Annotated in this window: 21 protein-coding genes; 8 read left to right on the top strand and 13 right to left on the bottom strand. The window is 72.5% G+C overall.

All coding sequences use genetic code 11. The annotated features are described in order from the left end of the window. The first annotated feature begins 51 nt into the window (after positions 1 to 51). A complete protein-coding gene (gene lnt / locus OG403_RS07685; protein WP_329562540.1) occupies positions 52 to 2,826 on the top strand; it encodes an apolipoprotein N-acyltransferase in 2,775 nt (924 codons plus the stop codon). A 48-nt stretch (positions 2,827 to 2,874) separates the two neighbouring features. On the opposite strand, the gene meaB is transcribed toward lnt, so the two are convergent. The 3 genes from meaB to mutA are packed head-to-tail and all read right to left on the bottom strand — an operon-like array spanning position 2,875 to position 7,960. Beyond that, positions 2,875 to 3,861 (bottom strand): methylmalonyl Co-A mutase-associated GTPase MeaB, encoded by a 987-nt coding sequence (gene meaB / locus OG403_RS07680; protein ID WP_329562538.1) that lies wholly within the window; start codon positions 3,859 to 3,861, stop codon positions 2,875 to 2,877. A gap of 11 nt (positions 3,862 to 3,872) precedes the next feature. Further along, complete coding sequence (gene scpA / locus OG403_RS07675) at positions 3,873 to 6,074, bottom strand: methylmalonyl-CoA mutase (protein WP_329562536.1); 2,202 nt, start codon at positions 6,072 to 6,074, stop codon at positions 3,873 to 3,875. Beyond that, a complete protein-coding gene (mutA, locus tag OG403_RS07670; protein WP_329562534.1) occupies positions 6,071 to 7,960 on the bottom strand; it encodes a methylmalonyl-CoA mutase small subunit in 1,890 nt (629 codons plus the stop codon). Before mutA ends, scpA begins: the two co-directional genes overlap by 4 nt. A 661-nt stretch (positions 7,961 to 8,621) precedes the next feature. Here mutA and OG403_RS07665 point away from each other — a divergent pair. Beyond that, entirely contained in the window at positions 8,622 to 10,211 is a 1,590-nt protein-coding gene (locus OG403_RS07665; RefSeq protein WP_329562532.1) for a glycosyltransferase 87 family protein, read from the top strand. A 33-nt stretch (positions 10,212 to 10,244) separates the two neighbouring features. Here the strand turns inward: OG403_RS07665 and OG403_RS07660 are convergent, their stop codons facing one another. The 5 genes from OG403_RS07660 to OG403_RS07640 form a co-directional block, all read right to left on the bottom strand. Then, on the bottom strand, positions 10,245 to 10,511 hold the full coding sequence (locus OG403_RS07660) for a DUF6295 family protein (RefSeq protein WP_329562531.1): 267 nt from the start codon (positions 10,509 to 10,511) through the stop codon (positions 10,245 to 10,247). Positions 10,512 to 10,513: 2 nt separating this feature from the next. Next, complete coding sequence (locus OG403_RS07655; RefSeq protein ID WP_329562529.1) at positions 10,514 to 11,257, bottom strand: dienelactone hydrolase family protein; 744 nt, start codon at positions 11,255 to 11,257, stop codon at positions 10,514 to 10,516. 74 nt (positions 11,258 to 11,331) lie between these two features. Next, entirely contained in the window at positions 11,332 to 11,712 is a 381-nt protein-coding gene (locus OG403_RS07650; protein WP_329562527.1) for a hypothetical protein, read from the bottom strand. 49 nt (positions 11,713 to 11,761) lie between these two features. Beyond that, positions 11,762 to 12,274 (bottom strand): NUDIX hydrolase, encoded by a 513-nt coding sequence (locus OG403_RS07645; RefSeq protein WP_329562525.1) that lies wholly within the window; start codon positions 12,272 to 12,274, stop codon positions 11,762 to 11,764. After that, entirely contained in the window at positions 12,271 to 13,380 is a 1,110-nt protein-coding gene (locus tag OG403_RS07640) for an XRE family transcriptional regulator (RefSeq protein WP_329562523.1), read from the bottom strand. The genes OG403_RS07645 and OG403_RS07640 overlap by 4 nt, the downstream gene beginning before the upstream one ends. A gap of 321 nt (positions 13,381 to 13,701) precedes the next feature. Here OG403_RS07640 and OG403_RS07635 point away from each other — a divergent pair, with 321 nt between their 5' ends. Genes OG403_RS07635 through OG403_RS07620 form a run of 4 tightly spaced genes read left to right on the top strand, consistent with a single transcriptional unit; the run spans position 13,702 to position 15,743 of the window. Then, the gene (locus OG403_RS07635) at positions 13,702 to 14,235 is read left to right on the top strand and encodes an ATP-binding protein (protein WP_329562521.1); all 534 of its coding nucleotides are present in this window, start codon (positions 13,702 to 13,704) and stop codon (positions 14,233 to 14,235) included. After that, positions 14,232 to 14,399, top strand: a complete 168-nt coding sequence (locus tag OG403_RS07630) for a hypothetical protein (protein WP_329562520.1) — start codon at positions 14,232 to 14,234, stop codon at positions 14,397 to 14,399. Before OG403_RS07635 ends, OG403_RS07630 begins: the two co-directional genes overlap by 4 nt. A 22-nt stretch (positions 14,400 to 14,421) precedes the next feature. Further along, positions 14,422 to 15,267 (top strand): hypothetical protein, encoded by an 846-nt coding sequence (locus tag OG403_RS07625; protein ID WP_329562519.1) that lies wholly within the window; start codon positions 14,422 to 14,424, stop codon positions 15,265 to 15,267. Continuing rightward, positions 15,267 to 15,743 carry a GNAT family N-acetyltransferase gene (locus OG403_RS07620; RefSeq protein WP_329572166.1) on the top strand — a complete coding sequence of 159 codons (477 nt, stop codon included), beginning with the start codon at positions 15,267 to 15,269 and terminating at the stop codon, positions 15,741 to 15,743. The genes OG403_RS07625 and OG403_RS07620 overlap by 1 nt, the downstream gene beginning before the upstream one ends. A gap of 13 nt (positions 15,744 to 15,756) precedes the next feature. Here OG403_RS07620 and OG403_RS07615 read toward each other — a convergent pair whose 3' ends face one another. From OG403_RS07615 to OG403_RS07600, 4 genes are all read right to left on the bottom strand, one after another. Then, positions 15,757 to 17,472, bottom strand: coding sequence for a 3-hydroxyacyl-CoA dehydrogenase family protein (locus tag OG403_RS07615; RefSeq protein ID WP_329562517.1), 1,716 nt, complete (start codon positions 17,470 to 17,472; stop codon positions 15,757 to 15,759). Beyond that, positions 17,469 to 18,815, bottom strand: a complete 1,347-nt coding sequence (gene ccrA / locus OG403_RS07610; RefSeq protein ID WP_329562515.1) for a crotonyl-CoA carboxylase/reductase — start codon at positions 18,813 to 18,815, stop codon at positions 17,469 to 17,471. Before ccrA ends, OG403_RS07615 begins: the two co-directional genes overlap by 4 nt. Positions 18,816 to 18,844: 29 nt before the next feature. Continuing rightward, positions 18,845 to 20,302, bottom strand: coding sequence for a methyltransferase (locus tag OG403_RS07605; RefSeq protein WP_329562513.1), 1,458 nt, complete (start codon positions 20,300 to 20,302; stop codon positions 18,845 to 18,847). 124 nt (positions 20,303 to 20,426) lie between these two features. Continuing rightward, a complete protein-coding gene (locus OG403_RS07600; RefSeq protein WP_329562511.1) occupies positions 20,427 to 21,251 on the bottom strand; it encodes a hypothetical protein in 825 nt (274 codons plus the stop codon). Positions 21,252 to 21,616: 365 nt separating this feature from the next. On the opposite strand from OG403_RS07600, the gene OG403_RS07595 reads away from it, so the two are divergent. Together OG403_RS07595 and OG403_RS07590 are read left to right on the top strand one after the other, a co-directional pair. Then, positions 21,617 to 22,453: an ABC transporter ATP-binding protein gene (locus OG403_RS07595; RefSeq protein WP_329562509.1), complete on the top strand. Its 837-nt coding sequence runs from the start codon at positions 21,617 to 21,619 to the stop codon at positions 22,451 to 22,453. Then, the gene (locus tag OG403_RS07590) at positions 22,438 to 23,997 is read left to right on the top strand and encodes a hypothetical protein (protein ID WP_329562507.1); all 1,560 of its coding nucleotides are present in this window, start codon (positions 22,438 to 22,440) and stop codon (positions 23,995 to 23,997) included. Before OG403_RS07595 ends, OG403_RS07590 begins: the two co-directional genes overlap by 16 nt. A 155-nt stretch (positions 23,998 to 24,152) precedes the next feature. Here the strand turns inward: OG403_RS07590 and OG403_RS07585 are convergent, their stop codons facing one another. Beyond that, on the bottom strand, positions 24,153 to 25,703 hold the full coding sequence (locus OG403_RS07585; protein WP_329562505.1) for an FAD-binding oxidoreductase: 1,551 nt from the start codon (positions 25,701 to 25,703) through the stop codon (positions 24,153 to 24,155). Positions 25,704 to 25,894: the final 191 nt, after the last annotated feature.

Below are 25,894 nucleotides of genomic sequence, written 5' to 3'. Positions count from 1 at the left end.
CGGGTCCCGGGACTGCCGAGCCGATGACCGGGCCGGGGTGACGAGGCGGAGATGGGCGAGCGAGCGGGGCTCGCCGCCGGCGGTCCGCTGCCGGAAGCGGCGGCCGGGCCGCCGGGGCCGGGTGCGCTGCGGCGGGATCTGAGCGGTCCGCTGCGCGGGCTGGTCACGGGCCAGTGCCTGGGCCAGTGCGGCGACGGGCTGGCGCAGATCGCCTTCGCCCAGTTCGTCCTCTTCGACGTGGGCCGGGGTGCGACGCCCGGACGGATCGCGGCCGTGCTGGCGGTGACGCTGCTCCCGTTCAGCCTGGTCGGCCCGTTCGCCGGGGTGCTGCTGGACCGGTTCGACCGGCGCCGGGTGCTGGTGCTGGTCTCCTGGCTGCGGGCGCTGCTGGTGGTGGCCGGGGCGGTGATCGTCACCGAGCGGTGGGCGCCGGCCGCGTATCTGGCGGTGCTGCTGCTGCTCTCCTCCTCGCGCCTGGTGCTGACCGCGAAGGGCGCCGCGCTGCCGCGCACCGTGCGCCGCGAGCGGCTGGTGCCCGCCAACGCCTTCTCCGCGCTGGCCGGGTCGGCGGCGGCGTTCCTCGGGGCGGTGGGCGGCTCGCAGTTCGTCGGCTGGTCGGCGGCGGCCGGGTTCCTGGCCGCCGGGGTGCTGTACGTCGCGGCGGCGGGCGTCTTCGCCCGGCTGCCGTACCTGGGCGGGCGGGCCGGCGGGCGCACCGGGCCGCGGCTGCGCCGGGTGGCGGCGGACCTGGGGGACGGGGTGCGGGTGGTGGCGCGGACGCCGGCCATCCGGCGGCCGCTGTTCGCCGTCTGGGTGCACCGGCTGCTGCTCGGGGCCGGGTTCGTGGTGCTGGTGCTGGTCGCGGACTCGGAGTACCGGCTGAAGGCCTCCGGCTACGGGATCGCGCTCGCCGCCACCGGCGTGGCCACCTTCGCGGCCAGCGCGGTCGCCCCGCTGCTGGCCGCCCGGTACAGCGCGCGGGCGCTGGTGCCGGCCGCGTTCCTGCCTGCGGCGGCCGCGGCCTACGTCGGCGGGCTCTACCCGTCGCTCTGGGTGCTGGTGCCGTGCGTCGGGGTGGCGGCGTTCGCCTTCCAGGTGCTGAAGGTCTGCACCGACGCGCTGGTGGGCGGGGCGACCCCGGACGCGGTGCGCGGCCGGGTGTTCGCGATCTACGACATGCTCTACAACGTCTCGTTCGTGCTGGCCGGGCTGCTGATGGTGCCCTGGTGGCAGACCGGGCACCAGCGGGCGCTGCTCTGGTGGGTGGCGGCCGGGTTCGTCGCCGGGTGGCTGCTGGCGCTGGGGTGGCGACCGCACCGGCTGCGGGCCCGGCTGCCCGGTCGGTACCGCGGGCGCGGTGCGGCCTTGGTGGTCGGCGCGCTGCCCGCGTTGGCGTTCCCGGCGCCCGCGTGGTGGTGGCTGGCCTGGTTCGCGCTGGTGCCGCTGATGCTGGTGGTGCGGGCGGCGGTGACCCGGCGCGAGGGCGTGGTGCGGGCCTGGTGGGGGATGGCGGGCTTCGAAGTGGCGGTCCAGTACTGGCTGTTCCCCTCGATCGGCCCGGCGCTGGGGTTGCTGGCGGTGCTGATGGGCGCGCTCTGGCTGCCCTGGGGGTGGGCGGTGCACCGGTTGCTGGCGGCGCCGCTGAGCGGGCGGCGGGTGGCCGCCGCGCTGGTGGTGGTGCCGAGCGCCTGGGTCTGCGCGGAGGGCGTGCGGTCCTGGCAGAGCCTGGGCGGACCGTGGGCGCTGCTCGGGGCCAGCCAGTGGAACCAGCCGGTGATGCTGGCGACGGCTTCGCTGGGCGGGGTGTGGCTGACCGGGTTCCTGGTGATGGGGGCGAACACGGCACTGGTGGTGCTGGTGACTGTTCGTCAGGCCGCCTTGCGCGGTGCCGGGTTGGCGGTACTCGGTGGCTGCCTGGCGGCCGGTCCGGGGTGGGCCGCGGTGCGGCCGGCGCTGCCGGTGGTGGGGAGCACGCGGGTGGGCCTGGTGCAGCCCGGCGTGCTGGGCTCGCCGGTCGCGCAGCAGGCGTTCGAGGAGGCAGTCAGTGATCAACTCACTGCCGACAAGCCCGATCTGGTGGTCTGGGGGGAGAGCAGTCTGGGGAGTGACGTGAACAGCGGGGTGTCGTCGAACGCGAGCCTGGCGGCGCTTGCCGGGCGGATCGGCGCCGGCCTGCTGGTCAACGGCGACGCTCCGGCGGCCGGTGGCGCCGGGTTCTACAAGCAGACGCTCCTGATCAACGGTGGCGGAGTGGTCGACACGTACAACAAGATCCGGCTCGTCCCGTTCGGCGAGTACATCCCGCTGCGGCCGCTGCTCGGCTGGTCCGCCGACATCAGCAAGGCGGCACCGACCAACGTGCTGCGCGGGGACCGGACCGTGGTCATGCGCAGCGGTTCGCTGACCATCGGGCCGCTGATCTGCTTCGAGTCGGCGTTCCCGGACATGGCGCGCACCGAAGTCGCCGATGGTGCGCAGCTGTTGGTCTACCAGGCGGAGACCTCGACGTTCCAGGGCAGTTGGGCGCAGCCGCAGCACGCCTCACTGGCGGCGGTCCGCGCGGCGGAGACCGGCCGGCCGGCCGTGCAGGTCTCGCTGACCGGCGACAGCGCCGCGTTCGACGCGCGGGGGCGGGTGCTGGCCTGGCACGGTGCGGGGTACCGGGGCGCGTTCGTGGTGGACGTGCCGCTGGTGTCGGGGAGCACGCCGTACCAGCGGGCGGGGGACTGGGTGTTGGCGGTGGGCTTCAGCGTGCTGGCGGGAGCGGCAACGGCGGCGGGGGTGGCGGGGATGCGGGAGCGGGGCGGCGCGGGGCGCGCCGAGTGAGGGCCGGCACCGGGCTGTTGGACGGTCCGGTGCCGGCGGGGGTGCGGGTCAGCAGGGTCTGAACTCGCCGAGGATCCGCTGTGCGGCCAGCGTCGCGGTCAGCGTTCCCTCGCGCACCTGCTGCTCCAACTCGGGGGTGAGGCGCCGCACTTCGGGGTGTTCACGGAGCTGGGCGAAGAGCTGGTCGTGCACCATCGCCCAGGTCCAGGCCACCTGCTGGTCGCGCCGCTTGGCGCTCAGAGCGCCGGTGGCGTCGAGGACTTCGCGGTGCTGGGTGAGGCGTTCCCAGAGTTCGTCCAGGCCCGCGCCGTCCTGGCCGCTGCAGGTGAGGACCGGCGGGTTCCAGGCCGCGTCCGGGGCCTGGAGCAGGCGCAGGGCGCCGGCCAGCTCCCGGGCGGCCGCCCGGGCGTCGCGCTCGTGCGGGCCGTCGGCCTTGTTGACCGCGATCAGGTCGGCGAGTTCCAGGACGCCCTTCTTGATGCCCTGGAGCTGGTCGCCGGTGCGGGCCAGGGTGAGCAGCAGGAAGGTGTCGACCATGCCCGCGACCGTGGTCTCGGACTGGCCGACGCCGACCGTCTCGACCAGCACCACGTCGTAGCCGGCGGCCTCCATCACCACCATCGACTCGCGGGTGGCCCGGGCCACGCCGCCCAGCGTGCCCGAGGTCGGGGACGGGCGGACGAAGGCGTCGGGGTCGGCGGAGAGCTTCTCCATCCGGGTCTTGTCACCCAGGATGGAGCCGCCGGTCCGGCTGGAGGTCGGGTCCACGGCGAGTACCGCGACCCTGTGGCCGCGGCCGGTGAGCCGGGTGCCGAGGCCCTCGATGAAGGTGGACTTGCCGACCCCCGGCACGCCGGTGATGCCGACCCGCACCGCGTCGCCGGAGTGCGGCAGCAGCTCGACCAGCAGGCGCTGGGCGAGTTCGCGGTGGTCGGGGCGGGTGGATTCGACCAGGGTGATGGCCCGCGCGATCCAGGCGCGCGAGCCGTCGAGCACTCCCTGGCGGTACTGGTCGAGATCGATCGTGCGGGCCATCTGTCGGACCCCTACAGCTCGTGGCCGAGGTCGGCGGCGAGGGCGAGGAGCAGGTCGTACGCCGCCTCCGGGATCACCGTGCCGGGCCCGAAGACCGCCGAGGCGCCGGCCTCGTAGAGCGCCTCGAAGTCCTGCGGCGGGATCACGCCGCCGACCACGATGGTGATGTCCTCGCGCCCGGCCGCGGCCAACTCGGCGCGCAGCGCGGGGACCAGGGTCAGGTGCCCGGCCGCCAGCGAGGAGACGCCGACGATGTGCACGTCGGCCTCCACCGCCTGGCGGGCCACCTCGGCCGGGGTCTGGAAGAGCGGGCCGACGTCGACCGTGAAGCCCAGGTCGGCGAAGGCGGTGGCGATCACCTTCTGGCCGCGGTCGTGGCCGTCCTGGCCCATCTTGGCGACCAGGATGCGCGGGCGGCGGCCCTCGGCGACCTCGAACTTCTCGACCACGTCACGGGTGCGCTGCACGGCGGTGGAGGAGGCTCCTGCTTCGTCACGGTACACACCGGAGATGGTACGGATCTGGCCGGAGTGCCGGCCGTACACCTTCTCCAGGGCGTCCGAGATCTCGCCCACGGTGGCCTTGGCGCGGGCCGCGTTCACCGCCAGCGCCAGCAGGTTGCCGTCGAGCGAGCCGCTGGGGCCCGCCTCGGCGGAGCGGGTCAGCGCGGCCAGCGCGTCCTGGCAGGCGGCCTCGTCGCGCTCGGCGCGCAGCCGGCGCAGCTTCTCGATCTGCTGGGTGCGCACCGAGGAGTTGTCGACCTTGAGCACGTCGATCTGCTCGTCGCTGGCGACCCGGTACTTGTTGACGCCGATCACCGGCTGGCGGCCGGAGTCGATCCGGGCCTGGGTGCGGGCGGCGGCCTCCTCGACGCGCAGCTTGGGGATGCCGGCGTCGATCGCCTTGGCCATGCCGCCGGCCGCCTCCACCTCCTGGATGTGCTGCCAGGCGCGGTTGGCCAGGTCGTGGGTGAGCTTCTCGACGTAGGCGCTGCCGCCCCACGGGTCGATCACCCGGCAGGTGCCCGACTCCTGCTGGAGCATCAGCTGGGTGTTGCGGGCGATCCGGGCCGAGAAGTCGGTGGGCAGCGCCAGCGCCTCGTCCAGCGCGTTGGTGTGCAGCGACTGGGTGTGGCCCTGGGTGGCGGCCATCGCCTCGACGCAGGTGCGGGCGACGTTGTTGAACACGTCCTGGGCGGTCAGCGACCAGCCCGAGGTCTGCGAATGGGTGCGCAGCGAGAGCGACTTGGCGTTCTTCGGGTCGAACTGCCTCACCAGCTTGGCCCAGAGCAGCCGGGCCGCGCGCAGCTTGGCGATCTCCATGAAGTAGTTCATGCCGATCGCCCAGAAGAACGACAGCCGCGGCGCGAAGGCGTCCACGTCAAGTCCCGCGCCCAGCCCGGCCCGCAGGTACTCCACGCCGTCGGCCAGCGTGTAGGCCAGCTCCAGGTCGGCGGTGGCTCCGGCCTCCTGGATGTGGTAGCCGGAGATGGAGATCGAGTTGTACCGGGGCATCTTCTGCGAGGTGTACGCGAAGATGTCGGAGATGATCCGCATCGAGGGCTGCGGCGGGTAGATGTAGGTGTTGCGGACCATGAACTCCTTGAGGATGTCGTTCTGGATGGTCCCCGCGAGCTTCTCGGGCGCCACCCCCTGCTCCTCGGCCGCCACGATGTAGAGCGCCAGCACCGGCAGCACGGCGCCGTTCATCGTCATCGACACCGACATCCTGTCCAGCGGGATGCCGTCGAAGAGCTGGCGCATGTCGTAGATCGAGTCGATCGCCACGCCCGCCATGCCGACGTCGCCGGTCACCCGGGGGTGGTCGCTGTCGTAACCCCGGTGGGTGGGCAGGTCGAAGGCGACCGACAGGCCCTTCTGGCCGGCCGCCAGGTTGCGGCGGTAGAAGGCGTTGGACTCCTCGGCGGTGGAGAAGCCCGCGTACTGGCGCACCGTCCAGGGCTGGTTGACGTACATGGTCGGGTACGGGCCGCGCAGGTAGGGCGCGATGCCCGGGTAGGTGCCCAGGAAGTCCAGCCCGGCCAGGTCCTCGGCGGTGTAGAGCGGCTTGACGCCGATGCCCTCCGGGGTCTCCCAGAGCTGCTCGGTGACGTCCTGGCCGGTGGCCTCGCGCCAGGCGCCCTGCCACTGCTCGCCGCCCGGCCGGGTGGCGCTGTCGCCGGTGAGCCCGATGGTGGTGAAGTCGGGGATCAACGCGCCACTCCGATCTGGTCGAGGAGCGAGGTGAGGACCGCGACCGCGTCGCCGCCCGCGTGGACGAACTCGTCCACCCCGGCTCGTTGGTAGGCCTCGCGCTGCTCGCCGGGCCGGCCGGCCAGCAGGACTCGGGTGGCGCCGGCCGCCTTCAGGGCGGCGGCGACGGCCTCGGCGTGCTCGGCGTAGAGCTTGTCACTGGAGCAGAGGCAGGCCACCGCCGCCCCACTGGCGGTGAACTCCTTGGCCAGCGCGGCCGGGTCGAGGTCGGCCGCGAGCACCGTCTCGATGCCGCCGGCCTGGAACAGGTTGGCCGCGAAGGTGGCCCGCGCGGTGTGCGCGGCGGCCGGGCCGATCGCGGCGAGGAAGAGCCGGGGGCGGGCGCCGGTGGCGGCCAGCTGGGCGTCCGAGCGGTCCCGCAGCGCCTCGAAGGCCTCGGCCCGGCGCACCCGGGGCAGGCCGCCGCCGAGCGGGGCCGGGGCCGGCTCGCGGACCAGCCGCTGCTCGCCCAGGTTCGGGAACTCGCTGACGCCGGTGATCGGCTCGCGCCGCTTGGCGAGCCGGGCGGAGCGCTCCGCCCAGGTGGCGGCGAGGGTCTCGCCGACCAGTCCCGAGGTCAGCGCGGTGCGCTGACCGCCGGTCGCCTCCAGCTGCTGGAACCAGCTCCAGGCGGCCTGGGCCAGCTCCTCGGTGAGCTGCTCCACGTACCAGGAGCCGCCGGCCGGGTCGATCACCTTGCCCAGGTGCGACTCCTCCAGCAGGATCGCCTGGGTGTTGCGGGCGATCCGGCGGGCGAAGGCGTCCGGCAGGCCGAGCGCGCTGTCGAACGGCAGCACGGTGACCGCGTCGGCGCCGCCGACCCCGGCGGCCAGCGTGGCCACCGTGGTGCGCAGCATGTTCACCCACGGGTCGCGGACGCTCATCATCACCTCGGAGGTGACGGCGTGCTGGCGCTGCGCACCGGCGGCCGGCGCGGCGCCGCTGACCTCGGTGACGCGGGACCAGAGACGGCGCGCGGCACGGAACTTGGCGATGGTGAGGAACTGGTCCTCGGTGGCGGCGAAGCGGAACTCCAGCTGCCCGGCCGCCTCGTCCACGCTCAGTCCGGCGGCGGTCAGCGCGCGCAGGTAGGCGACGCCGGTGGCGAGCGCGGCGCCCAACTCCTGGGCGGGGGAGGCGCCGGCCTCGTGGTAGGGGAGGGCGTCGACGCTCAGCGCGCGCAGGCCCGGGTAGTCGCGGGCGCAGCGGCCGGCCAGCTCGGCGGCCTCGGCGAGCAGCGCGGTGGTGCCGCTGTCGTCGCCGGTGCGGGCGAGCAGGCCGAGCGGGTCGGCGCCGAGGTTGCCGGTGGCCGCCTCGTTCGGGACCGCGCGCTCGGCGAGCACGGCGAAGAACTGCTCGGCGGCGGCCTTGGTCTGCGGCCCCGCGTCCAGCACGACGGCCGCCAGGTCCAGGTAGACGTCCGTCAGCACGGTCGGCAGCGCCTCGATCGGCAGCCCGGCCTCACCCAGGGTGAGCCAGAGCGAGCTGCCGCCGTGCTCCAGGTCGGCCAGCACCGCCTCGGCGGCCCGGGCCGGGTCCGGGTCGGCGTGCCGCTGGCGCACGTCCCAGCCGGAGACCGCCGAGCCCTGCGGGCGACCGCCGCGCACGAACGGGGGGAAGCCGGGATAGCCGGCTTCGCAGGCAGCCGAGGCGTCCTCGGCGGTGTACAGCGGCCGAGCGCGCAGGCCGTCCTGCAGTGCGGTGGCCAGCGTGTCCTCGGCCGGCGAACCGGCGATGACCTGCGTACCTGACTTGCTCAGGACGCCTTCGACCAGGCGCCGCCACTGCTCACGGCTTGCATCCGGGAACTCGGCGGCCAGGGGGAGCCCTTCGGGCGGGACCGTCATGCTGGGAAGGTTAGTGCCCTGGCCTTGAGCCGCAGCAGAGCTACGGGGTGTGACGTTGCCCTCGCCGGCTCGAACGGGGTCGCGCGGCGGTGGTACAGGGGGTATGGGAGCGGCGCGCGGTGGAGGGGGCGGCCGGGCGGCGGGCTGTGGCAGGTCGGCGAGCGCGCGCGGGGCGGTTTCGCGGTCGGGTTCGGCCATTCCTGACGGCGCGTCGACTGATGGTGCGTCGACCGGTGGCGCGTCGGGAGTCGGGCGACCTTGGCCGGTCGCCGACGGTGTCGGGGTGGTGGGGCGGTTCGCGGGCGGCTCGTGAGCGGGCCCGGTGGGCAGGTGGCCGAAATACGACGTTCGGCACCTCACTCGGTGGATCCGGATCGCCACATGGTGTAGCCATAGTAATGACATGTCCGCGATGAAAGGAGGTCACGATGCTCAAGAAACTGTTCGCCTGGCTCGTCCCCCCAAGAGGTGAGCGCCTGGTCGACCCGGACGGACTGCCGGAACACTGGCGCCCGGTCCGCTGACCATTCCGGCGCCCGCTGGTGACGAGGTCCCGATCATCCCCCGAGTGATCGGGGCCTCGCTCTGTCGTTCGAGAAGTGCTGTGGGATCCTCTTCCTGCTTCCCGCCCGTTGGCCGGACGAAGGTTGAGGTCATACGCGTGCCGATATCAGTGGTGCCCCAGCCGACCTGGGCACGCGGCCCGGGGTCCGGGTCGGCGGCTCAGGCCTCCCGCGGCCGGCACCGCCGCGGTGGTGAGCGGCGCGGTGCTGAGCGGCGCGGGCGGGTGCTCGGCGCCGGGGCGTTGCTGGCGAGCGCGCTCTGCGTGGTGCTGGCGATGCTGGCCGGGTTACTCGGCCCGTCCGCGGTGGAACCGGTGTTCGGATCGCGGGTCGGTGACCTGCCGCCCTGGTTCATCCACGGGAACCCCTCCGATCTGCTGGTCTGGACGCTGGTCGCCGCAGTGCTGGCGCTCGGCACGGTGGCGGTGGCGGCCGGGCTGCTCGCGGTGCGGCGCGGCTGGGCGCCACGGCCCGGGCGGCTGCTGGCCGGTGGCGTGGTCGCGGTGCTGGGACTGCTCTGCGTGCCGCCGGCGGGCACCACCGATCCGCTCAACTACGCCGCCTACGGCCGGATCGAGACGCTCGGGCTGAACCCCTACCAGCTGACGCCGGCCGGCCTGGCGCAGACCGGCGACCCGGTCGGGAAGCTGTCGATCGCCGAACCCTGGCTGCACACCCCCTCCGTCTACGGCCCGCTGGCCACCGCGACCGAGTGGGCGGCCTCGCTCGTCGGCGGCGCCTCGATGCTGCGCACCGTCTGGCTGCTGTCCGTGCTGAGCGGCGCGGCGTTCCTGGCCACCGGGGCGCTGCTGCTGCGGCTGGCCGGGCCCGATCCGGCCCGGCGGGTGCGTTCGCAGCTGCTCTGGACGCTGAACCCGGTGCTGCTGTGGAACCTGGTGGTGGGTCCGCATGTCGACACGCTCTGCGCGCTCTGCGTGGTGGTCGGCTTCTGGGCGCTGCGGCGCTCGGGCCCGGCGGCCGCGCTGGCGATCGCCGCCGGCGCCGCGATCAAGCTGACCGCCGGGGTCTTCGCGCTCCCGTTCGCCTGGCACCTGCGGCACGACCGGCGTCGCCTGGCGCTGGCCGCGGCGGTCGGCGCGGTGGCACTGGCGGCCGGCTACGCCTTCACCCCGCGTGCCGTGCACAACGCCCAGGCCGTCAGCAACCAGGCGGCCGACGGCACGCCGTGGGAGCTGCTGCAGCGGACCTTGCTGGTGCCCCTCTTCGGCGCCGGGCGCGCCGACCAGGCCACCGTCGTGCTGGAGTTGATCGCGGTCGTGGTGCTGGCCGGGCTGCTGCTGGCCGCACTGCCGCCGCTTGAGGGCACCGATCCGGCGTGGTCGGCCGCCCGTCCGGCGCTGGCCGTCGTGCTGGCGTACCTGCTGGGCACGGCGTACGTCCGGCCCTGGTACGACGCCATGGCCTGGGTGCTGGTGGCGATGCTGGCCCGGTCCTGGCTGGACTGGGTGCTGCTCGCGCACACGGTGCTGCTGACGCTGGTCTACGACCCCGGGCTGGCGCACGCGCTGCACCCGAACTGGCTGTACCGCCTGGTGCTGCAGATCGCCTACCGGCTGGTGCCGGACGCGCAGTTGCTGCTGGTGGCGGTGGTGGTGGCCGGGTGCGCGTGGCGGATCCTGCTGGTGCGACGGCGAGGTGGCGCGGCGGCCGCCGGGCGAGCCCGGTGACCGGGGGAGGTCCCCGGTCCCCGGGCGGTGGTCTCAGGCCGTCAGCTCCGGCGGGGCGGCGGCCAGCGCCTCCTGGATGGCGGTCACCAGCCGGCGGGCCGACTCGGCCGTCAGCTCCAGGGCGACCCGCGCGGACGGGCCCTTGGACGGGTCGCTGAGGTCGATGTTGACCGTGTGTTCGGCCATCGCGTGCACGGGGTGGTCGAAGTACACCGCCAGGTCACGGACGTGCAGCCAGCTGCCGCCCGGTCCCTTGGCGCTGCCGTCGATCTCGTCCTTGACGGTCAGGTAGGTGCACATGGTCAGGCTCCCAGGTGGGTGCCGAAGAAGGCGTCGATCCGCTCCCACCCGTCGTTGGCGGCCGCCACGTTGTACGCGGGGCGGTCCACCGCGAAGAAGGCGTGGCCGGCGTCCGGGTAGGTGTGGAACTCGAACTCCTTGCCGTGCTCGGTGAGGATGCTCTCCAGCTCCGCCACCTGCTCGGGGCCGGGGAACTGGTCGGTGGCACCGAACAGACCGAGCAGCGGGGCACGCAGCCCGGGGAGCTGGTCGACCAGGTTGGTGACCTTGAGCGGGAAGCCCTCCGGCGGGGTGCCGGTGACGAACGCCCCGTAGCAGTCCACCGCCGCGTCGAGGTCCAGGTGGCAGGCCGCCAGCACCGACTGGCGCCCGCCCGAGCAGTGGCCGATCACGCCGACCTTCCCGTTGGCGCCGGGCAGCGAGCGCAGGTACGCGGCCGCGCCGGCGACATCGCCGACCAGCCGCTCGTCCGGCACACCGCCGGCGGCCCGCACGGACGCGGCCGCGTCGGCGGGGTCGGCACCAGGGGCCTCGCGGAAGTAGAGGTTGGGGCAGATCGCGTCGTAGCCGAGCTCGGCGAAGCGGCGGACCATCTCCTTGGTGGACCGGTCGTAGCCGGGCATGTGATGGATGACGACGACACCGCCGCGCGGCTGCGCCGAGTCGGGGCGGGCCAGGTAGGCCTCGACCTCGTCGCCGTGGTGGCCGGCGAAGGTGATGGTGGAGGCGGTCAGGGAATCACTCATGCGCCAGCTATACCATGCCGAATTGTCGACTTCGGTGGCGCGGGGCCCGGAACCGGGCCGAGGTCTGCGACTTGTCAGACCGTCTGCTCGATCCGCTCGAGCTGCTCGATCCGCTCGAAGATGTCGGCGTCGGTCTCCTGCTGCCACTTCGGCAGCTCGTCCCAGTCGGCGACGTAGCCCGGCTTCGGGTTCTCGATGTGCTTGTGGATCTGGGCGATCCAGCACAGGGCGACGAAGCGGCTCTTCTGCTCGCGGCTCAGCTTGGCGGTGTGGCCGGCGCTGACCTGGACGAAGTCCCGCACCTGGCCGCACACGGCGGCGGCGCACTGCCGCTCCCACTCGGGGGTGTCGGCCCAGGGGGTGACGTAGCCGGGCTTGGGCTCGCCGGGGAAGTGCTTGGTGACACCGGCGATCCAGGCTTCGCGGAAGAGCCGGCCGTCGTCGTGGTTGGTCATGCGGTCATCCGTTTCGTGAGGTGGTGCGGGAGAGTGTTGCGGTCCGGTCCTACCAGACGGGGGTGCCGTCACGCAGGTAGGCGGGCCGCCCGTCGGCCAGTGCCCGGAGGGCGGCGCCGAGTCGGTTGCGCAGGCGCTCCCGCAGGAGCGTGACGGCGGTGTCCGCGGGGAAGAAGCGGGCCTCGGACAGTTCCTCGTCGTGCGGACGCAACTGCGCGGCCTGGTCGGCGCGGAGGACTCCGCCGTCGAAGATGAACGCGAGCTGGTCGTCCCACGGTCCGTGCGGCGCGACCCAGTCCACCACCAGCACACCGCCTGGGACGACCTCCAGGCCCAGCTCCTCGCGCAGTTCCCGGACCACGGTGCAGTCTGGGGGCTCGTTGGCCTCGGCCATGCCGCCCGGCAGGTCCCACCCGGGCTTGTAGGTTGGCTTCACCAGGAGCACGTGGCCGGCCGCATCGCGCAGCAGCAGGTCGGCGGCGACTCGCTTGCGGGCCTGGCGGGCGTTGCCTTCGGCGAGGTAGGCGTGCCACGCCGCTGGATCGGCAGGTGTGGGCCTCATACGGCGCCGCCTTCCTGGGAAGCGATGAGGTCGGCCAGGAGCAGCATTCTCGCCCTTCTCGCGTCGTCGAACCGCACCAGGTAGTCGCGCACCGGTCGGTGCGTACGGTGCGGCTCGAACAGGCGCCGGAGGGCGTCGATCTGGTGCACGACGCGCACCGATCCGAGCGCGGGATCGGTGGCGAGCAACTCGTGGCCGACGGTCACGGCGGAGTCGATAGCACCGCGCCGTAGGTGAAGGTCCACCAGCGTGATGCGGCTCAGGGCGATGGACCGTGTCCGGCCGCTCTCCCTCAGGGTGATAGCCAGTTGGGCCTGTTCCAACGCGCGGTCATAGCCGGCCAGGTCACGGTGGATCAGCGCGGACTCGCTCGCCAGCGCTGCGGCGTCGAAGGGACTGAGCCACGGGTGCGTGATGTCGGCGGGCTGGTCGAGGTCACGGTGAGCGTCATCGAGCGCGCGAAGGGCGGGTACGCGTTGTGCCGCGCTGGCCAGGGCGCGGGCTCGCATGGTGTGGAGCCTCGCGGTGAGGACGGGGGTTCGCGGCCCCTGGGCGGCGAGATCGAGGCCGGTACCTGCCCAGCGTGCGGCGCCGGCCAGGTCGCCGGTCTGGAGGGCGAGGTGGCTGCTGCTGGCCGCGATGCTCGCGGCCAGCAGCAGGTCACCCGAGGTCCGCGCCAGCGGGAGGGCGTGGGCGAAGTGCCGGGCGGCGAGGCTGTCATGCCCCGAGTCGTGGGCCATCCATCCGGCCATCTCCGTCAGGGCCGCTGCCGCGCCGAAGACCTGAGGCCCGCTGCCGGTGTTGACGAGGCGCGGTGCTACCTGGTGAGTCAGGTGGCGTACGACTGCCGCGTACAGGCGACCGCCGCCGGCCTGCCGGTCCGCGCTGCGGAAGGCGTCCACGGCGACCAGGTCGTCTCCAGCCGGTGGTGGCTGCGACGTTTGGTGGTACGCGCTGGCGGGTGGTGGTTCCCAGGCGCGGCGGGCCAGGCCGAGCAGGTGTCCCGGGATGTGGAAAGCGTCGGCGATCTGCTCGAAGAGCGCGAGCTTCTCCACTCGGCTCTTGCCGTTCATGTAGTCGTACAGGCGCCCCTGGGTGATCTCCACGGCTGCGGCGATTCGACGCGTACTGACGCCCCGGCTGTTGAGCAGCCGGAAGACCGTACCCATGTCCCGCTCCGCGCATGCGGCGAGCAGCCGGTCATCCGCGAGCAGTCCGGCGATGACCTCGCGCGGTTGGGGTACCTGATGTCCCATCAGAGCCGTTCTGGTCGTGGTGACTCCATCGTGGGGTCACTCCGTGGAGTCTCCCTGCTACCTGCCCGGCTCGTTGACTGGATGAACGCGGCACGAGGACGACGTGCCTCGTACCCGATGCCGAGGTGCTGACGCGCTCGGCTGATCCGCCTGATTCGCCCGGAGACTCCGATGAACAGCGCTGAATCCCATGGTCGCCCCCATCACTGGACGCTGGACAGCACCTCCGCCGACCGGAGCCTGTTGGACGAGCACGGTGACGGCAGCGGCCAGGACCAGGAGGTCGACCTGACCGACTTCTTGGTGCTCGACGCATTTCATGTCCGTGTCGGCGAGGGGGCGGTGGCCCGAGCCCGGTGGCGGATCGCCGCTCAGGTGCGGGAACGGGAACTGCCGCTGTCGCGGGAAGCTGTTGCCGACGTACTGCTGTGCGCCAGCGAGATCATCACCAACGCCCTGGTCCACGCGGGCGGTGAGTGCTGGGTGAGCACCGAGTGGACCGGTGCTCACCTCAGGGTCGAGGTGACCGACCGCTCGCGCCGGCTGCCCGCCGTACTCGCGCCCGGGATCGAGCAAGGCTCGGGGCGTGGGCTCGCCCTGGTTGACGCCCTGGCGTACTCGTGGGGGTGGGAGCCGAGGGAGCTGGGCAAAGCGGTGCACTTCACGGTCGCCGCCGACGTCGCGCTCGCAGTGGCCACCGCGTGAGCGAGCCGCAGCAGCCGTTCTTCACCTTCACTGTTGGCAAGTTGGACGAGAACGGTGAGCTGGTCGAGGTGAAGCGTGAGGAGTACGCGGGCGACGACCGCCTGAGCTATGTGCCCCGCTACGAGTCGTGGCCGCTGTGCGAGTGCCCGCGCTGCCGGATCTGACCCACTGGAAGGCGGTACGAGGATGGGCGAGTTCGTTTGCTGCCCGGCGGAGGCGGTGAGGGCTGCCGAAGCGGTCTGCGGTCCGGCTGTTCTGACCGTGGTCAGCGATCGGCGGGGGTCGACGGTGTGGAAGGCGTGTGGGGTGGCCGGCGCGATGGCGGTCAAGGTTGGATACGGCGAAGGGGTGGAGGTCACTGCTCGGGAGGCGGCTGTCCTTCAGCGGCTTCCGGGTGAAACCGTCGCGTGGGGCCGGCACGAGGGCGGGGTCTGGTTCGTGACGCCGTGGCTCGCTGGGGCGTCTACCTGGGGATTGTTCGAGCCGGTGCGGCTGCGGGCCGAGGGGCGGGCGGAGGCGCTCGCCGGGGCTGTGGGGCTCTGTCGGGCTGTCGCCTCGCTGCACGCCTCCGGGTGGGTGCACGGTGATCTGCAGCCCGCTCATGGCATCCACACCGAGGCGGGCGTGCGGCTGATCGACTTCGCCTGGGCCTGGCACAGCGACTTCGAGCAGCACCTGGGGTTCAAGGGGGGTATCACTCACCTGGTCGCTCCTGAGTTGGCGGCCGCCATCCAGGAGGGCGTCAGACCAGTGAGGCCCAGTGCTGCCGCCGATGTCTACGCTCTCGCCGGGAGCCTCTGGACCTGCGTGACCGGGAGGTGGCCGCTGGACTACGCGGCGGTCGGGATCGATCCCAAGGTGCTGGGGCCGGAGGGACTGCGGTGCGCTATCGCCACCGGTGTTGTGCCGCTGGATTCCAACGAGCCGTGGGCGGCGCTTCAGCGGGGTCTCGGCCAGGTGCTCAAGGCTGAGGCAGGGGACCGGCCGACGGCCGCTGAACTCGGTGACGTTCTGGGGGTGATCCCGTGCTGATGCTGCGGGAGTTGGCGCTGTCCGATGCTCCCGGCCTGCGACGGATCTACCGAGGACCCGGCCTGCGGTTTCTCGGGCGCGAGCGGGACATGGACCTGAGCGAGGCTGTGGAGCGGATCGGTCGTGCCCTCGCGGCGCGGCGGGCGAGCCCGAGGTGCGAGCACACGTTCGGTATTGACGTGGATGGTGACCTGGTTGGCCTCATCACGATGGCCGTTGCGCCGCCGGACATGCCCCGGCTCGGCTATGTGCTGCGCGAGGACGCGTGGGGGCACGGCTACGCCAGCGAGGCGGTCGAGGTGTTTCTCGCGTATGCCTTCGGACTGCCCGGAATTGAAGCGGTTGGGGCCAGGCATCATCGCGGCAATGCGGCTTCCGGGCGGGTGCTGGTCAAGGCCGGGTTCAGCCGTTCCAGCAGCCTGGACGAGTACGTGCGGTACGCCGTGGTGCGGCCGGGAGGTCGCACCACGGCGTGACGTACTTCGCTGGTCAGTAGGTGTGGAACCCGCGTCCGGTCTTGCGGCCCAGCTGGCCCATGCCGACCAGCTGTTCCAGCGGGCGGGCCGGGGCCAGTGAGGGGTCGTGGAAGGCGGCGCGCAGGCTGTGTTGGATCTGGAGGGAGACGTCCAGGCCGATGGCGTCGAGGAGGGTGAGCGGGCCCATGGGGTAGCCGCAGCCGGTGGTGATCACGGTGTCGATCTGCTGCGGGGTGGCGCGGTGTTCCTCCAGGAGGCGGACGGCGGCGTTGAGGTAGGGGAAGAGGAGGGTGTTGACGATGAAGCCGGCCCGGTCGGTGATGGTGACCGGGTGCTTGCCCAGGCGGGCGCAGAGGTGTTGGGCGGTGGCCAGGGCGTCGTCGGCGGTGAGGACGGTGCCGACCACCTCGACCAGCCGCATCACCGGGGCGGGGTTGAAGAAGTGCATGCCGAGGACGGACTCGGGGCGGGAGGTGGCGGCCGCGCACTCCACCACCGGGAGGCTGGAGGTGGTGGTGCTGAGCAGCGCGCCGGGACGGCAGACCTGGTCCAGGCGGCGGAACACCTCGCGCTTGACCGGGAGTTCCTCGGCGACCGCCTCGATCACCAGGTCGCAGTCGGCCACGGCGGCGAAGTCCTCGGCGCCGGTGAGGAGTTCGAGTGCGTCCCGGGCGGCCTCGGCGGCGATCTTGCCGCGCTTGACGCCGCGTTCGAGGGAGGCCGCGACCCGGTCCAGTGCCGTCTTGGCGCGCACTTCGGTGCGGGCCACCAGGACGGTCTCGAAACCGGAGCGGGCGAAGACCTCGGCGATGCCGGTGGCCATGGTGCCCGAGCCGATGATTCCGACCCGGTGGACGGGGCGGGGTTCGGCCGCCAGGGTGTCGGGGACGGTGGCGGTGGGGGCCGGGTAGTGGTGGAAGCCGCGTCCGGACTTCACGCCGAGCAGGCCGGCCGTGACCATGTGTTCCAGCAGCGGTGGCGGCAGGAACCGTGTCTCGCCGGTGAGTTCGTGCAGACCGGTGAGGGTGTCCAGGGCGGTGTCCAGGCCGATCCGGTCGAGCTGGGCGAGCGGGCCGAGCGGCAGGCCGCAGCCCAGCGTCATCGCGGCGTCGATGTCCTCGCGGGAGGCGTAGCGGCGCTCGAGCAGCGCGATCGCGCCGTTCAGGTAGGTCATCAGCAGGCCGAGGCCGATGAAGCCCGGCCGGTCGCAGCCGGTGATCGGGGTCCGGCCCAGTGAGGTGACCAGTTGCTCGGCGAAGTCGCGGGTGGCCGGTTCGGTGACGGGGGTGGTGACCACCTCGACCGCGCCGCCCTGCGGGGCGGGGCCCACGGGGTGCAGGCCCACGGTGCGGGGCAGCCGGCCGCCGGCCGCGGCGACCTTGGTCACCGAGAGGCTGGTGGTGGTCGCGAAGACCGCTGTGGGGGAGCAGAGTTGGTGGGCGCGGTGGAGCAGCTCGGTCTTCAGGGCGAGCCGCTCGGGGACGGCCTCGATGACGAGGTCGGCGCCTGCGACGGCGGCCAGGTCAGTGGTCCAGCTGATCCGGTCCGACGGTGCGTCAAGTCCGGTCGCAGTGCGGGTCCGTGCGGTGGCGAGCAGCTGGTCCGAGGGCTCGACCGCGACCACCTCGACGCCCGCCGAGGTGAGTGAGCGGGCCAGTGCGGAGCCCACGGTGCCCAGGCCCAGGACCGCGGCCCGGCGCAGGCCGTGCGGGAGCGGTGCCGGCGTCATGACGTCACCGCCGTGCGGAAGCGGTTGATGGCCGGCAGGTGGCGCTCGCGCAGCTCCGGGTCGTCCACGCCCAGGCCCTCGCGCGGCACCAGGGCGAGCACCCCGACCTTGCCGCTGTGTCGGTTCAGCTGCACCTCGCGGGCGGCCTCGCCGGTGCGCTCCAGCGGGAAGACGGCCGACAGGGTCGGGTGGATCCTGCCCTTGGCGATCAGGCGGTTGGCCTCCCATGCCTCGCGGTAGTTGGCGAAGTGGGTGCCGACGATCTTCTTGAGCGACATCCAGAGGTAGCGGTTGTCGAACTCGTGCATGTAGCCGGAGGTGGAGGCGCAGGTGACGATGGTGCCGCCCTTGCGGGTGACGTAGACGCTGGCGCCGAAGGTCTCGCGGCCCGGGTGCTCGAAGACGATGTCCACGTCCTCGCCGCCGGTCAGCTCGCGGATCCTGCCGCCCAGGCGCTTCCACTCGCGCGGGTCCTGGTTCTGCTCGTCCTTCCAGAACTTGTAGCCCTCGGCGCTGCGGTCGATGATCGCCTCGGCGCCCATCTTCCGGCAGATCTCGGCCTTCTGGTCGCTGGAGACCACGCAGATCGGGGTGGCGCCGCCGGCCAGCGCGTACTGGGTCGCGTAGGAGCCCAGGCCCCCGCTGGCGCCCCAGATCAGCACGTTGTCGCCCTGCTTCATGCCCGCGCCGTTGCGGCTGACCAGCTGGCGGTAGGCGGTGGAGTTGACCAGGCCCGAGCAGGCGGCCTCCTCCCAGGTCAGGTGGGCGGGCTTGGGCATCAGCTGGTTGGCCTTCACCAGCGAGAGTTCGGCCAGGCCGCCGAAGTTGGTCTCGAAGCCCCAGATCCGCTGCTCCGGGTCCATCATCGTGTCGTCGTGGCCGTCCGGGCTCTCCAACTCCACCGACAGGCAGTGCGCGACCACCTTGTCGCCCGGCTTCCAGCGCCGCACGCCGGGACCGGTGCGCAGCACGATGCCGGACAGGTCGGAGCCGACCACGTGGTAGGGCAGGTCGTGGCGGGCGCCGGCCGGACCGGAGCGGCCGTAGCGCTCCAGGAAGGCGAAGGTGGGCAGCGGTTCGAAGATCGAGGACCAGACGGTGTTGTAGTTCACCGCGCTGGCCATCACCGCGATCAGGACCTCGCCCGCCTCGGGCGCGGGGGTCGGCACCTGCTGGATGTGCAGGGCCTTGGTGGGGTCCTTGTCCGCGCTCGCCATCCCCTCGAACATGTCGGCCTCCTCCTTGAGCAGGACGGCCGCGCGGTAGGACTCGGGCACCGCGAGGGCGGCGAAGTCCTTGGCGTCGGCGTCCGTTGAGAGGGCGGCGCTGATGATCTCTTCCATCTGGACTCCTTGCTCCGGATACCCGAGCTTCAGTCGAGGATGATGGCGGCCGGCACCAGGTGCGGCGGCAGCACGGCGGCGAGCTTGCCGCGCAGGGTGGTCACGAGGGCGGCGGCAGCGGCGTTGCGGGCCGGGTTGTTGCCGTAGGCGGTGTACGGGAGGTCCAGGGCGCCGCTCGGCCGGTACGGCACCGCGGCGTCCGGGTCGCTGTCGCGGGCCAGCACCACGTCGATCTCGTCCGGTGCGCCCGAGGCGGCCCAGCTCACCGCCGCGCGGTAGCCGAGTTCGGCTGCCAGACGGTGGAACTCCTCCGGGTCGGCCCCGGTGGCGGTGGCGGGCTCCAGCTCGTGCAGCACCTCGGCCAACGGCGCCAGATCCGCCAGCAGCTGGGCGGCGGCGGTCTCGTGACGGACCATCAGATTCGGCACGGAGGCCACCCGGACCAGCTCGGGACGGTCCTCGGTCAGCCGCTTGCGCAGGTCCTCGAAGCCGCTGAACTCCACCTGCTCGGCGCCGTCCAGGTCGAGCGCCGGGGCGGGGGAGCGGTAGAGCACGGCGTCGTAGCGGTGGCGGCTCAGCTCGTTGTGGTGCTCGGCGCGCTTGAGCCGCACGTCCAGCGCCCCGGCCTGCGGGCAGTCGCGCCGCACGGCGGCGAAGAAGTCGGGGTCGATCAGCAGTTCGCGCTCGTCCTGGCTGCTCTGCCGCACGGCGGCCAGCGCCTCGGCCGGGTCGCGGTGGGCGAGCAGGCCGCGACCGAGCACGGCGGTGCGGAAGCTGGGCAGCAGCCGCAGGTTGCGCAGGTCGCCCGCGAAGACCGCGCCCCCCGGCCGGACCCGGCGCAGCGCACCGGTGATCACCTCGGCCAGGTAGGCGGCGTTGGGGAAGTACTGGATCACCGAGTTGATCACCACCAGGTCGTAGTGGTCCTCGGGCAGGTCGGTGAAGTCGTTGGCCTCCCGGGCCAGCAGCTCGACCCGGTCGGCCAGTTCGGGCACGGTGGCCAGCTGGGCGGTGAGCGAGGCGATCACGGTGGAGGAGAAGTCGGTGGCGGTGTACTGCTCGCAGTGCCCGGCGAGGTTGGCCATCAGCAGGCCGGTGCCGACGCCGATCTCCAGGATCCGGCGCGGGCGGTGCGCCAGGATCCGCTCGACACTCGCGTCGCGCCACTCCCGCATCTCGTCCAGCGGGATCGGCAGGTTGGAGTAACTGCTGTTCCAGCCGACGAAGTTGTCGCCGAAGCCGCCGGAGGCCGGCAGCTCGCCGTAGACCCACTCGTAGATCCGCTGCCACTCGTCCACTCGTCTCTGCTCCACCTCCGGCTCACGCTCGGCCGCGGGCTGCTCGGCGGGGGTGACGTGGGCGGTCAGTCGCGGCTCGCCGTCCGGCGTGAGGTCGCTCGCCACCCGCGCGTGCTGCACCTGGGGGAGCGCGGTCAGGGCCTGCGCGACCCGGTCGAGGTCGGCCTGGTCGAAGGGTGCGGTGGGCATCGGGGCTCTCCTGGTCTGCGGGATGCGCTGCGGAGCGTGCTGCGGGGCTCGGCTGGGCTGGGCGGGACTGGGATGGGGCGGGCAGGACGGACGGGACGGCCGGGACGGCCGGGACGGTGCGGGCTCAGCCGAGCAACTCGGCGACAGCGCGGGCGACTTCGGGGTGGCCCAGCAGCCCGGTGTGTTCGACGTCGAAGCGCAGTTCCCGGGGGGCCTGGAGGAAGCCGGTGGGCAGGTCGTTGGCGCGGATCGTGGTCACCCCGGTCAGGTCGGGGGCGACGGTCAGCGAGCCGGCGGCGACCACGTAGTGCAGGTAGCTGCGGAACCAGGCCACCAACTCCTCGGCCCGGTCGGCGCCCAGGCCCAGCTTCTCGAAGGCCGCCTGCCCGGCCGCCCGGTAGATCCGCAGGAACTCCTCGGTGAGCGGCAGCAGCTCGGGCTGCCGTTCGGTGGCCGCCGCCGCCTCGGCGCGGGCCTGCTCGACCGCCTCGGCGCCCAGCACCGCGGCCAGCGAGTCGATCACCCGGTGGAAGCCGTAGCGCAGCACGGTGGGGCCGGTGATCGCGGTCGGGTCGAAGAGGAGCACCTGGGGCTTGGGCTGCCAGTCGGCGATCCGCTCGGCGAGGGCCAGCGCGAAGACGCTGGACGCGCAGTAGCCGAAGACGGCCGCCACCTGCGGGCCGGCGGCCCGCAACTCGCCGCTCCATCGGTCCAGGTAGTCCTCGCCGGTCAGCCCGGACTCCTCGCCCGGGGCCGGCACCAGACTCTCCCAGAGCGCCATGCCGGTGCCCAACTGCGGTACCAGCTGGCCGAATCCGGCGTCCGGGCGGCCGGTGGCGGCGAAGTCCACGGCGAGGATGACGCCCTTGGTGCCGTGCTGCTCGCCGGTGCCGTGGTCCGTGGTCCGCCATGACGGGGATTCGGCCATGGTCCTCTGCGATTCGGCCATGGTCCTCTGCTTCCTGCGGGGGCTTGCGGGATGGGTTCGCGGGTAACGTAACGGCGTAAACCAACCGCCCCACACCCCTGCCAACCCCCCTAGCCACCGCGTCAGCACTGGTCGGTGACCGATCGGTAGGGTGCGGATACCCCTAATTCGAGGTTAGGGGTGCCGCCGCGCCGATTGACGGGCTGGCAGCGCAGCGTGAACGGGCTATACATGGAGCGTAAGTGCCTGCGCGTGTGGGGTAGGGGTGTCGGCGGAAGCCGTCATCCTCGAATAGCTGAGTGACATGCACATGCAGGGAGGGGCGCGGCAAAGCCCGGGCTCTCGTCCACTGGCACACGACCCTCTCATGACTTGGAGATCGGCCCATGAACCGAGTAGCGCGGCCCCTGGAGGCCGCCCCGTACGAGGAGACCGAGTTGGCGACCGACCCGCTGGAGCAGAGCGAGCAGGCGCCCGCGTTGGAATTCTCCGGACTGTTCAAGCAGTTCGGCGACAACGTCGCGGTGGATCACATCGACCTGGTGGTGCCGCGCGGCTCGTTCTTCGGGCTGGTCGGCCCCAACGGCGCCGGCAAGACCACCTCGCTGTCCATGGCGGTGGGCCTGCTGCGGCCCGACGGCGGCACGGCCAAGATCTTCGGCCGCGACGTCTGGAGCGACCCGGTGGCCGCCAAGTCGCTGATCGGCGTGCTGCCCGACGGCATGGCGCTGCCGGACCGGCTGACCGGCCGTGAGGTGCTCACCTACCTCGGCCTGCTGCGCGGCATGGACCGCAAGGTGGTCGAGCAGCGCGCCGACGAGCTGCTCAAGGTGCTGGAGCTGGACTCGGCCGAGTCCACCGTGGTGGTGGACTACTCCACGGGTATGCGCAAGAAGATCACCCTGGCCACCGCGCTGCTGCACGGCCCCAAGCTGCTGGTGCTGGACGAGCCCTTCGAGGCGGTCGACCCGGTCTCCGCCGCGACCATCCGCACCATCCTGCAGCGCTTCGTCGCCTCGGGCGGCTCGGTGGTCTTCTCCAGCCACGTGATGGCGCTGGTCGAGCGGCTCTGCGACCACGTCGCGGTGATCGCCAAGGGCCGGGTCGAGGCCTACGGCGCGCTCGACGAGGTCCGCGGCTCGCAGACCCTGGAAGACGCGTTCGTGCACATCGTCGGGGCCCGTACGGGTGGCGCGGAAGGGCTGTCATGGTTGGCGTCCTGATCGAGATGCGCACCGCGATCATGCGCAAGCGGGCCCAGGGCAAGCGCGCCTGGGGCACGCTCGCGCTGGTGCTGGTCGTCACGCTGTTCGCGGTGAGCTCGTTCGCCTCCGGCCTGGTGCACTACGCCAGGCCCGGCGCGGGCGCCGACGTGCTGGCCACCCTGAGCTTCGGCTGGCTGCTCGGCTGGGTCACCGGCCCGGTGCTGGCGGGCGATGACAGCACCCTGCGGCTGGACTACTTCAAGCTGCTGCCGATCCCGGCCCGCAAGCTGGCCAACGCGATGCTCGGCGCCGCGTTCGTCAACGTCTCGCTGGTCTTCAGCCTGGTCGCCTTCGCCGGCCTGATCGCCTACGGCGCCCAGTCGGGTGCGGCCGCCGCGGCGGTCGGCGTGGTCGCGGTGCTGCTGCAGCTGGTGCTCGCGGTGGTGGCCTCCACGGTGGCCATCGGGGTGATGGGCCCGACCATCTCCTCGCGGCGCGGCCGCGACTTCGGATCGATGCTGGTCGCCCTGGTGATCACCGGTCTGTCGCTGGCCTCCGCGCTGGTGCCGATCGTCGCCAAGAAGCTGACCAGCGGCCAGTCCCCGGTGCTCTCGCACACCGTGCGGCTGCTGCCCTCGGGTTGGGGTGCGGTGGCGGTGGACGCGGCCGGCCGCTCCGACTGGGGCATGGTCGCGCTCCCGCTCGGCGGCCTGGTGCTGCTGATCGGTGCGCTGGCGCTGGTCTGGCCGCCGCTGCTGGAGCGCCGGCTGACCCTGTCGGTCAAGGGCAAGTCCGGTGCCAAGGCGGCCCGCCACACCGGTCCGCGCAAGCCGAGCAAGCCGATCCTGCCGTCCACCCCGCTGGGCGCGGTGATCGGCAAGGAGCTGCGGCTGTACTCCCGTTCGATGCTGCGCAGCCTGCAGCTGATGATCGCCTTCCTGGTCGGCGTGCTCGCCTGCATCATCCCCTCGCTCAGCGGCAGCACCATCATGCTGCCGTTCGCCGGGCTGCTCTTCACGGTGATCGCGGCGGCCTGCTTCACCAACCTGTACGGGGACGACGGTTCCTCGCTCTGGCTCACCCTGGTCACCCCGCAGGTGGAGCGGGCGGACGTGCGCGGCCGGCAGTGGGCCTGGTTCCTGGTGGTCGGCCCGGTCGGGCTGCTGCTGACCGTGGTGCTCACCGCGATCAGCGGGCAGGACTGGGCCTGGCCGTGGGTGCTGGCCGCCGAGCCGGCGCTGGTCGCCGGTGGCACCGGGCTGCTGCTGCTGGTCTCGGTGCTGACCATGTTCCCGCTCACGGCGGACGGCAGTCCCACGCCGCAGCGCCAGGTGAAGGTCAACATCATGCTGATCCTGCTGCCGGTGCTCGCGCTGCTGCCCTCGGCGGCGCTGCTGATCAGCGGAGCGGTCGCCGGGTCGAACCTGCTGGAGTGGACGGCGGTGCCGGTGGGCATCGGCTGGGGCGCGCTGCTCTGCTGGTGGCTGGGCCGGGTGGCGCAGCAGCGGCTGGAGACGCGTGGGCCCGAGCTGTTCTCGATGGTGCGCAAGCCGGCCACCTGAGGCGGGCCGTACGCCGAAGGGACGCCGAAGGGCGCCGGTCCCCACGGGGAGCGGCGCCCTTCGGTGTTGCTGCGGCGGCGTGTCCGGCACGGTCCGGCACGGTCCGGCACGGTCCGGGCGGCGCCTCGGCGGCGCCGCCCGGACCCCGGGTCGGGTCAGGCCTCGGTGTCCGGGGCCTGGATGGACAGCGCGTGGTGGAACACGTTGCGCGGGTCCCAGGCGGCCTTGATCCGCTGCAGGCGCGGGTAGTTGTCCTTGTAGTAGAAGCTGTACCAGGGCACGCCCGAGGTGTTCCACCGCGGGTCCATCAGGTCCGTGTCCGGGTTGTTCATGTAGGTGCCGTCGGTGATGCCGTTGGAGATCGGCACCCCGCCGGTGCCCGCGTGCACGTCGCGGTACCACTCGCGCACGAAGGTGAGGTGCTTGTCGTCCTCGGCCGGGTCGATCCAGGAGGCCGAGTAGACCAGCTTGAGGATCGAGTCGCGCTGCGGGATCGCCGTCGCGTCGCTCTCCCGCTCGTTCACCATGCCGCCCAGGCCCACGAACATCAGCGCCGCGGTCGGGTTGCTGTACTCCGTGGTGGTCAGGTAGCGGTAGATGGTGGCCACCTGCTCGTCCGAGTAGCGGGCCCGCATGTCGGCCGCCTTCACCTTGGAGCGCTGGGTCTCCAGGCCGCCGCTGGTGTACAGGCCGTTCCACAGGGTGGCCCGGTACCAAGGCAGTTCACGCTGCTCGACGACCACCGGCAGGACCGTCACGCCGTCCAGCACGGCCTCGCCGAACTTGCGGAACAGCTCGGCGGCGTTCGGCGCCCCGGCGTCCATCTGGACGTTCATGATGATGCCGCCGGCCGAGCGGTGCGGCAGCAGCAGGCCGCTGTACAGGTCCAGGTAGGGCGAGTCGGCGTCGCTGTTGCGCTCGTACCAGGTGACGTAGTTCTTCACCAGTCGGCTGAAGTTGGCCTCGTCCATGCCCTCCCAGGGCCAGACCACGTAGCCGAGCAGCACCGACTGCGGTGGCCGGGGCAGCAGTTCGCCCGGCTGCCGGCCACGGGCGCCCGGGGTGCGCAGCCAATACTTGGTGACCACACCGAAGTTGCCGCCGCCACCGCCGGTGTGCGCCCACCACAGCTCGCGGTTGGGGTCGTCGGCCGCGTCGGTGGCGGTCACGGCGCGCGCGGTGCCGTCCGCGTCGACCACCACCACCTCGACGCCGCACAGGTAGTCCACCAGGTAGCCCAGGCGGCGGGAGAGCGGACCGTAGGCGCCGCCCGCGATGTGGCCGCCGATGCCGACCGAGGGGCAGGAGCCGCCGGGCAGCGTGACGCCCCACTTCTTGAAGAGCGTGCGGTACATCTCGCCCAGGGTCAGGCCCGGTTCGATCGAGAACGCCCGCCGCTCGGGGTCGAACTCGACCGCGCGCAGCTCGGACATGTCCAGCAGCGCCCGCACCTCGCCGCTGTCCACCAGCGACTCCTGGCAGTGGCCGCCGCTGCGGATCGCGAGCTGCCGGCCGGCGTCCACCGCCTCCTGGACGGCCCGCACGGCGTCCGCGGTGGAGCGGATCAGGTAGACCTGGTCGGGCTTGCTGACGAAACGCTGGTTGCAGCCACGGGTGAGGTCCGCGTAGCGCGGATCCTCGGGACCGATGGTGAGCACCTGCTGCTCGGCAGCCGCTGCCGAGGTCGGTTCCGCTGTCAGTTGCATGGATGCTTCTCCCACTCGGCCGGACCCGGGAGCGGGCGCCGGCAGGGCACGTTCGGGTTTACGAAGAACGGGGATCCGTCGGCGGAACGTGGGAGAATATCCGCGTCCGCGCATCAGGCAATGGGAATTGTCGGGACCCGGCCGACCGCCGCCCGCCGTTCCGGTCACACCCCCGCGATCCTAGGGAATAT

It is taken from the genome of Kitasatospora sp. NBC_01266 (assembly GCF_036242395.1).
Classification (GTDB): Bacteria; Actinomycetota; Actinomycetes; order Streptomycetales; family Streptomycetaceae; genus Kitasatospora.
The sequence above is the reverse complement of the archived record's forward strand: the minus strand, read 5'-3'. Positions and strand labels throughout refer to the sequence as shown.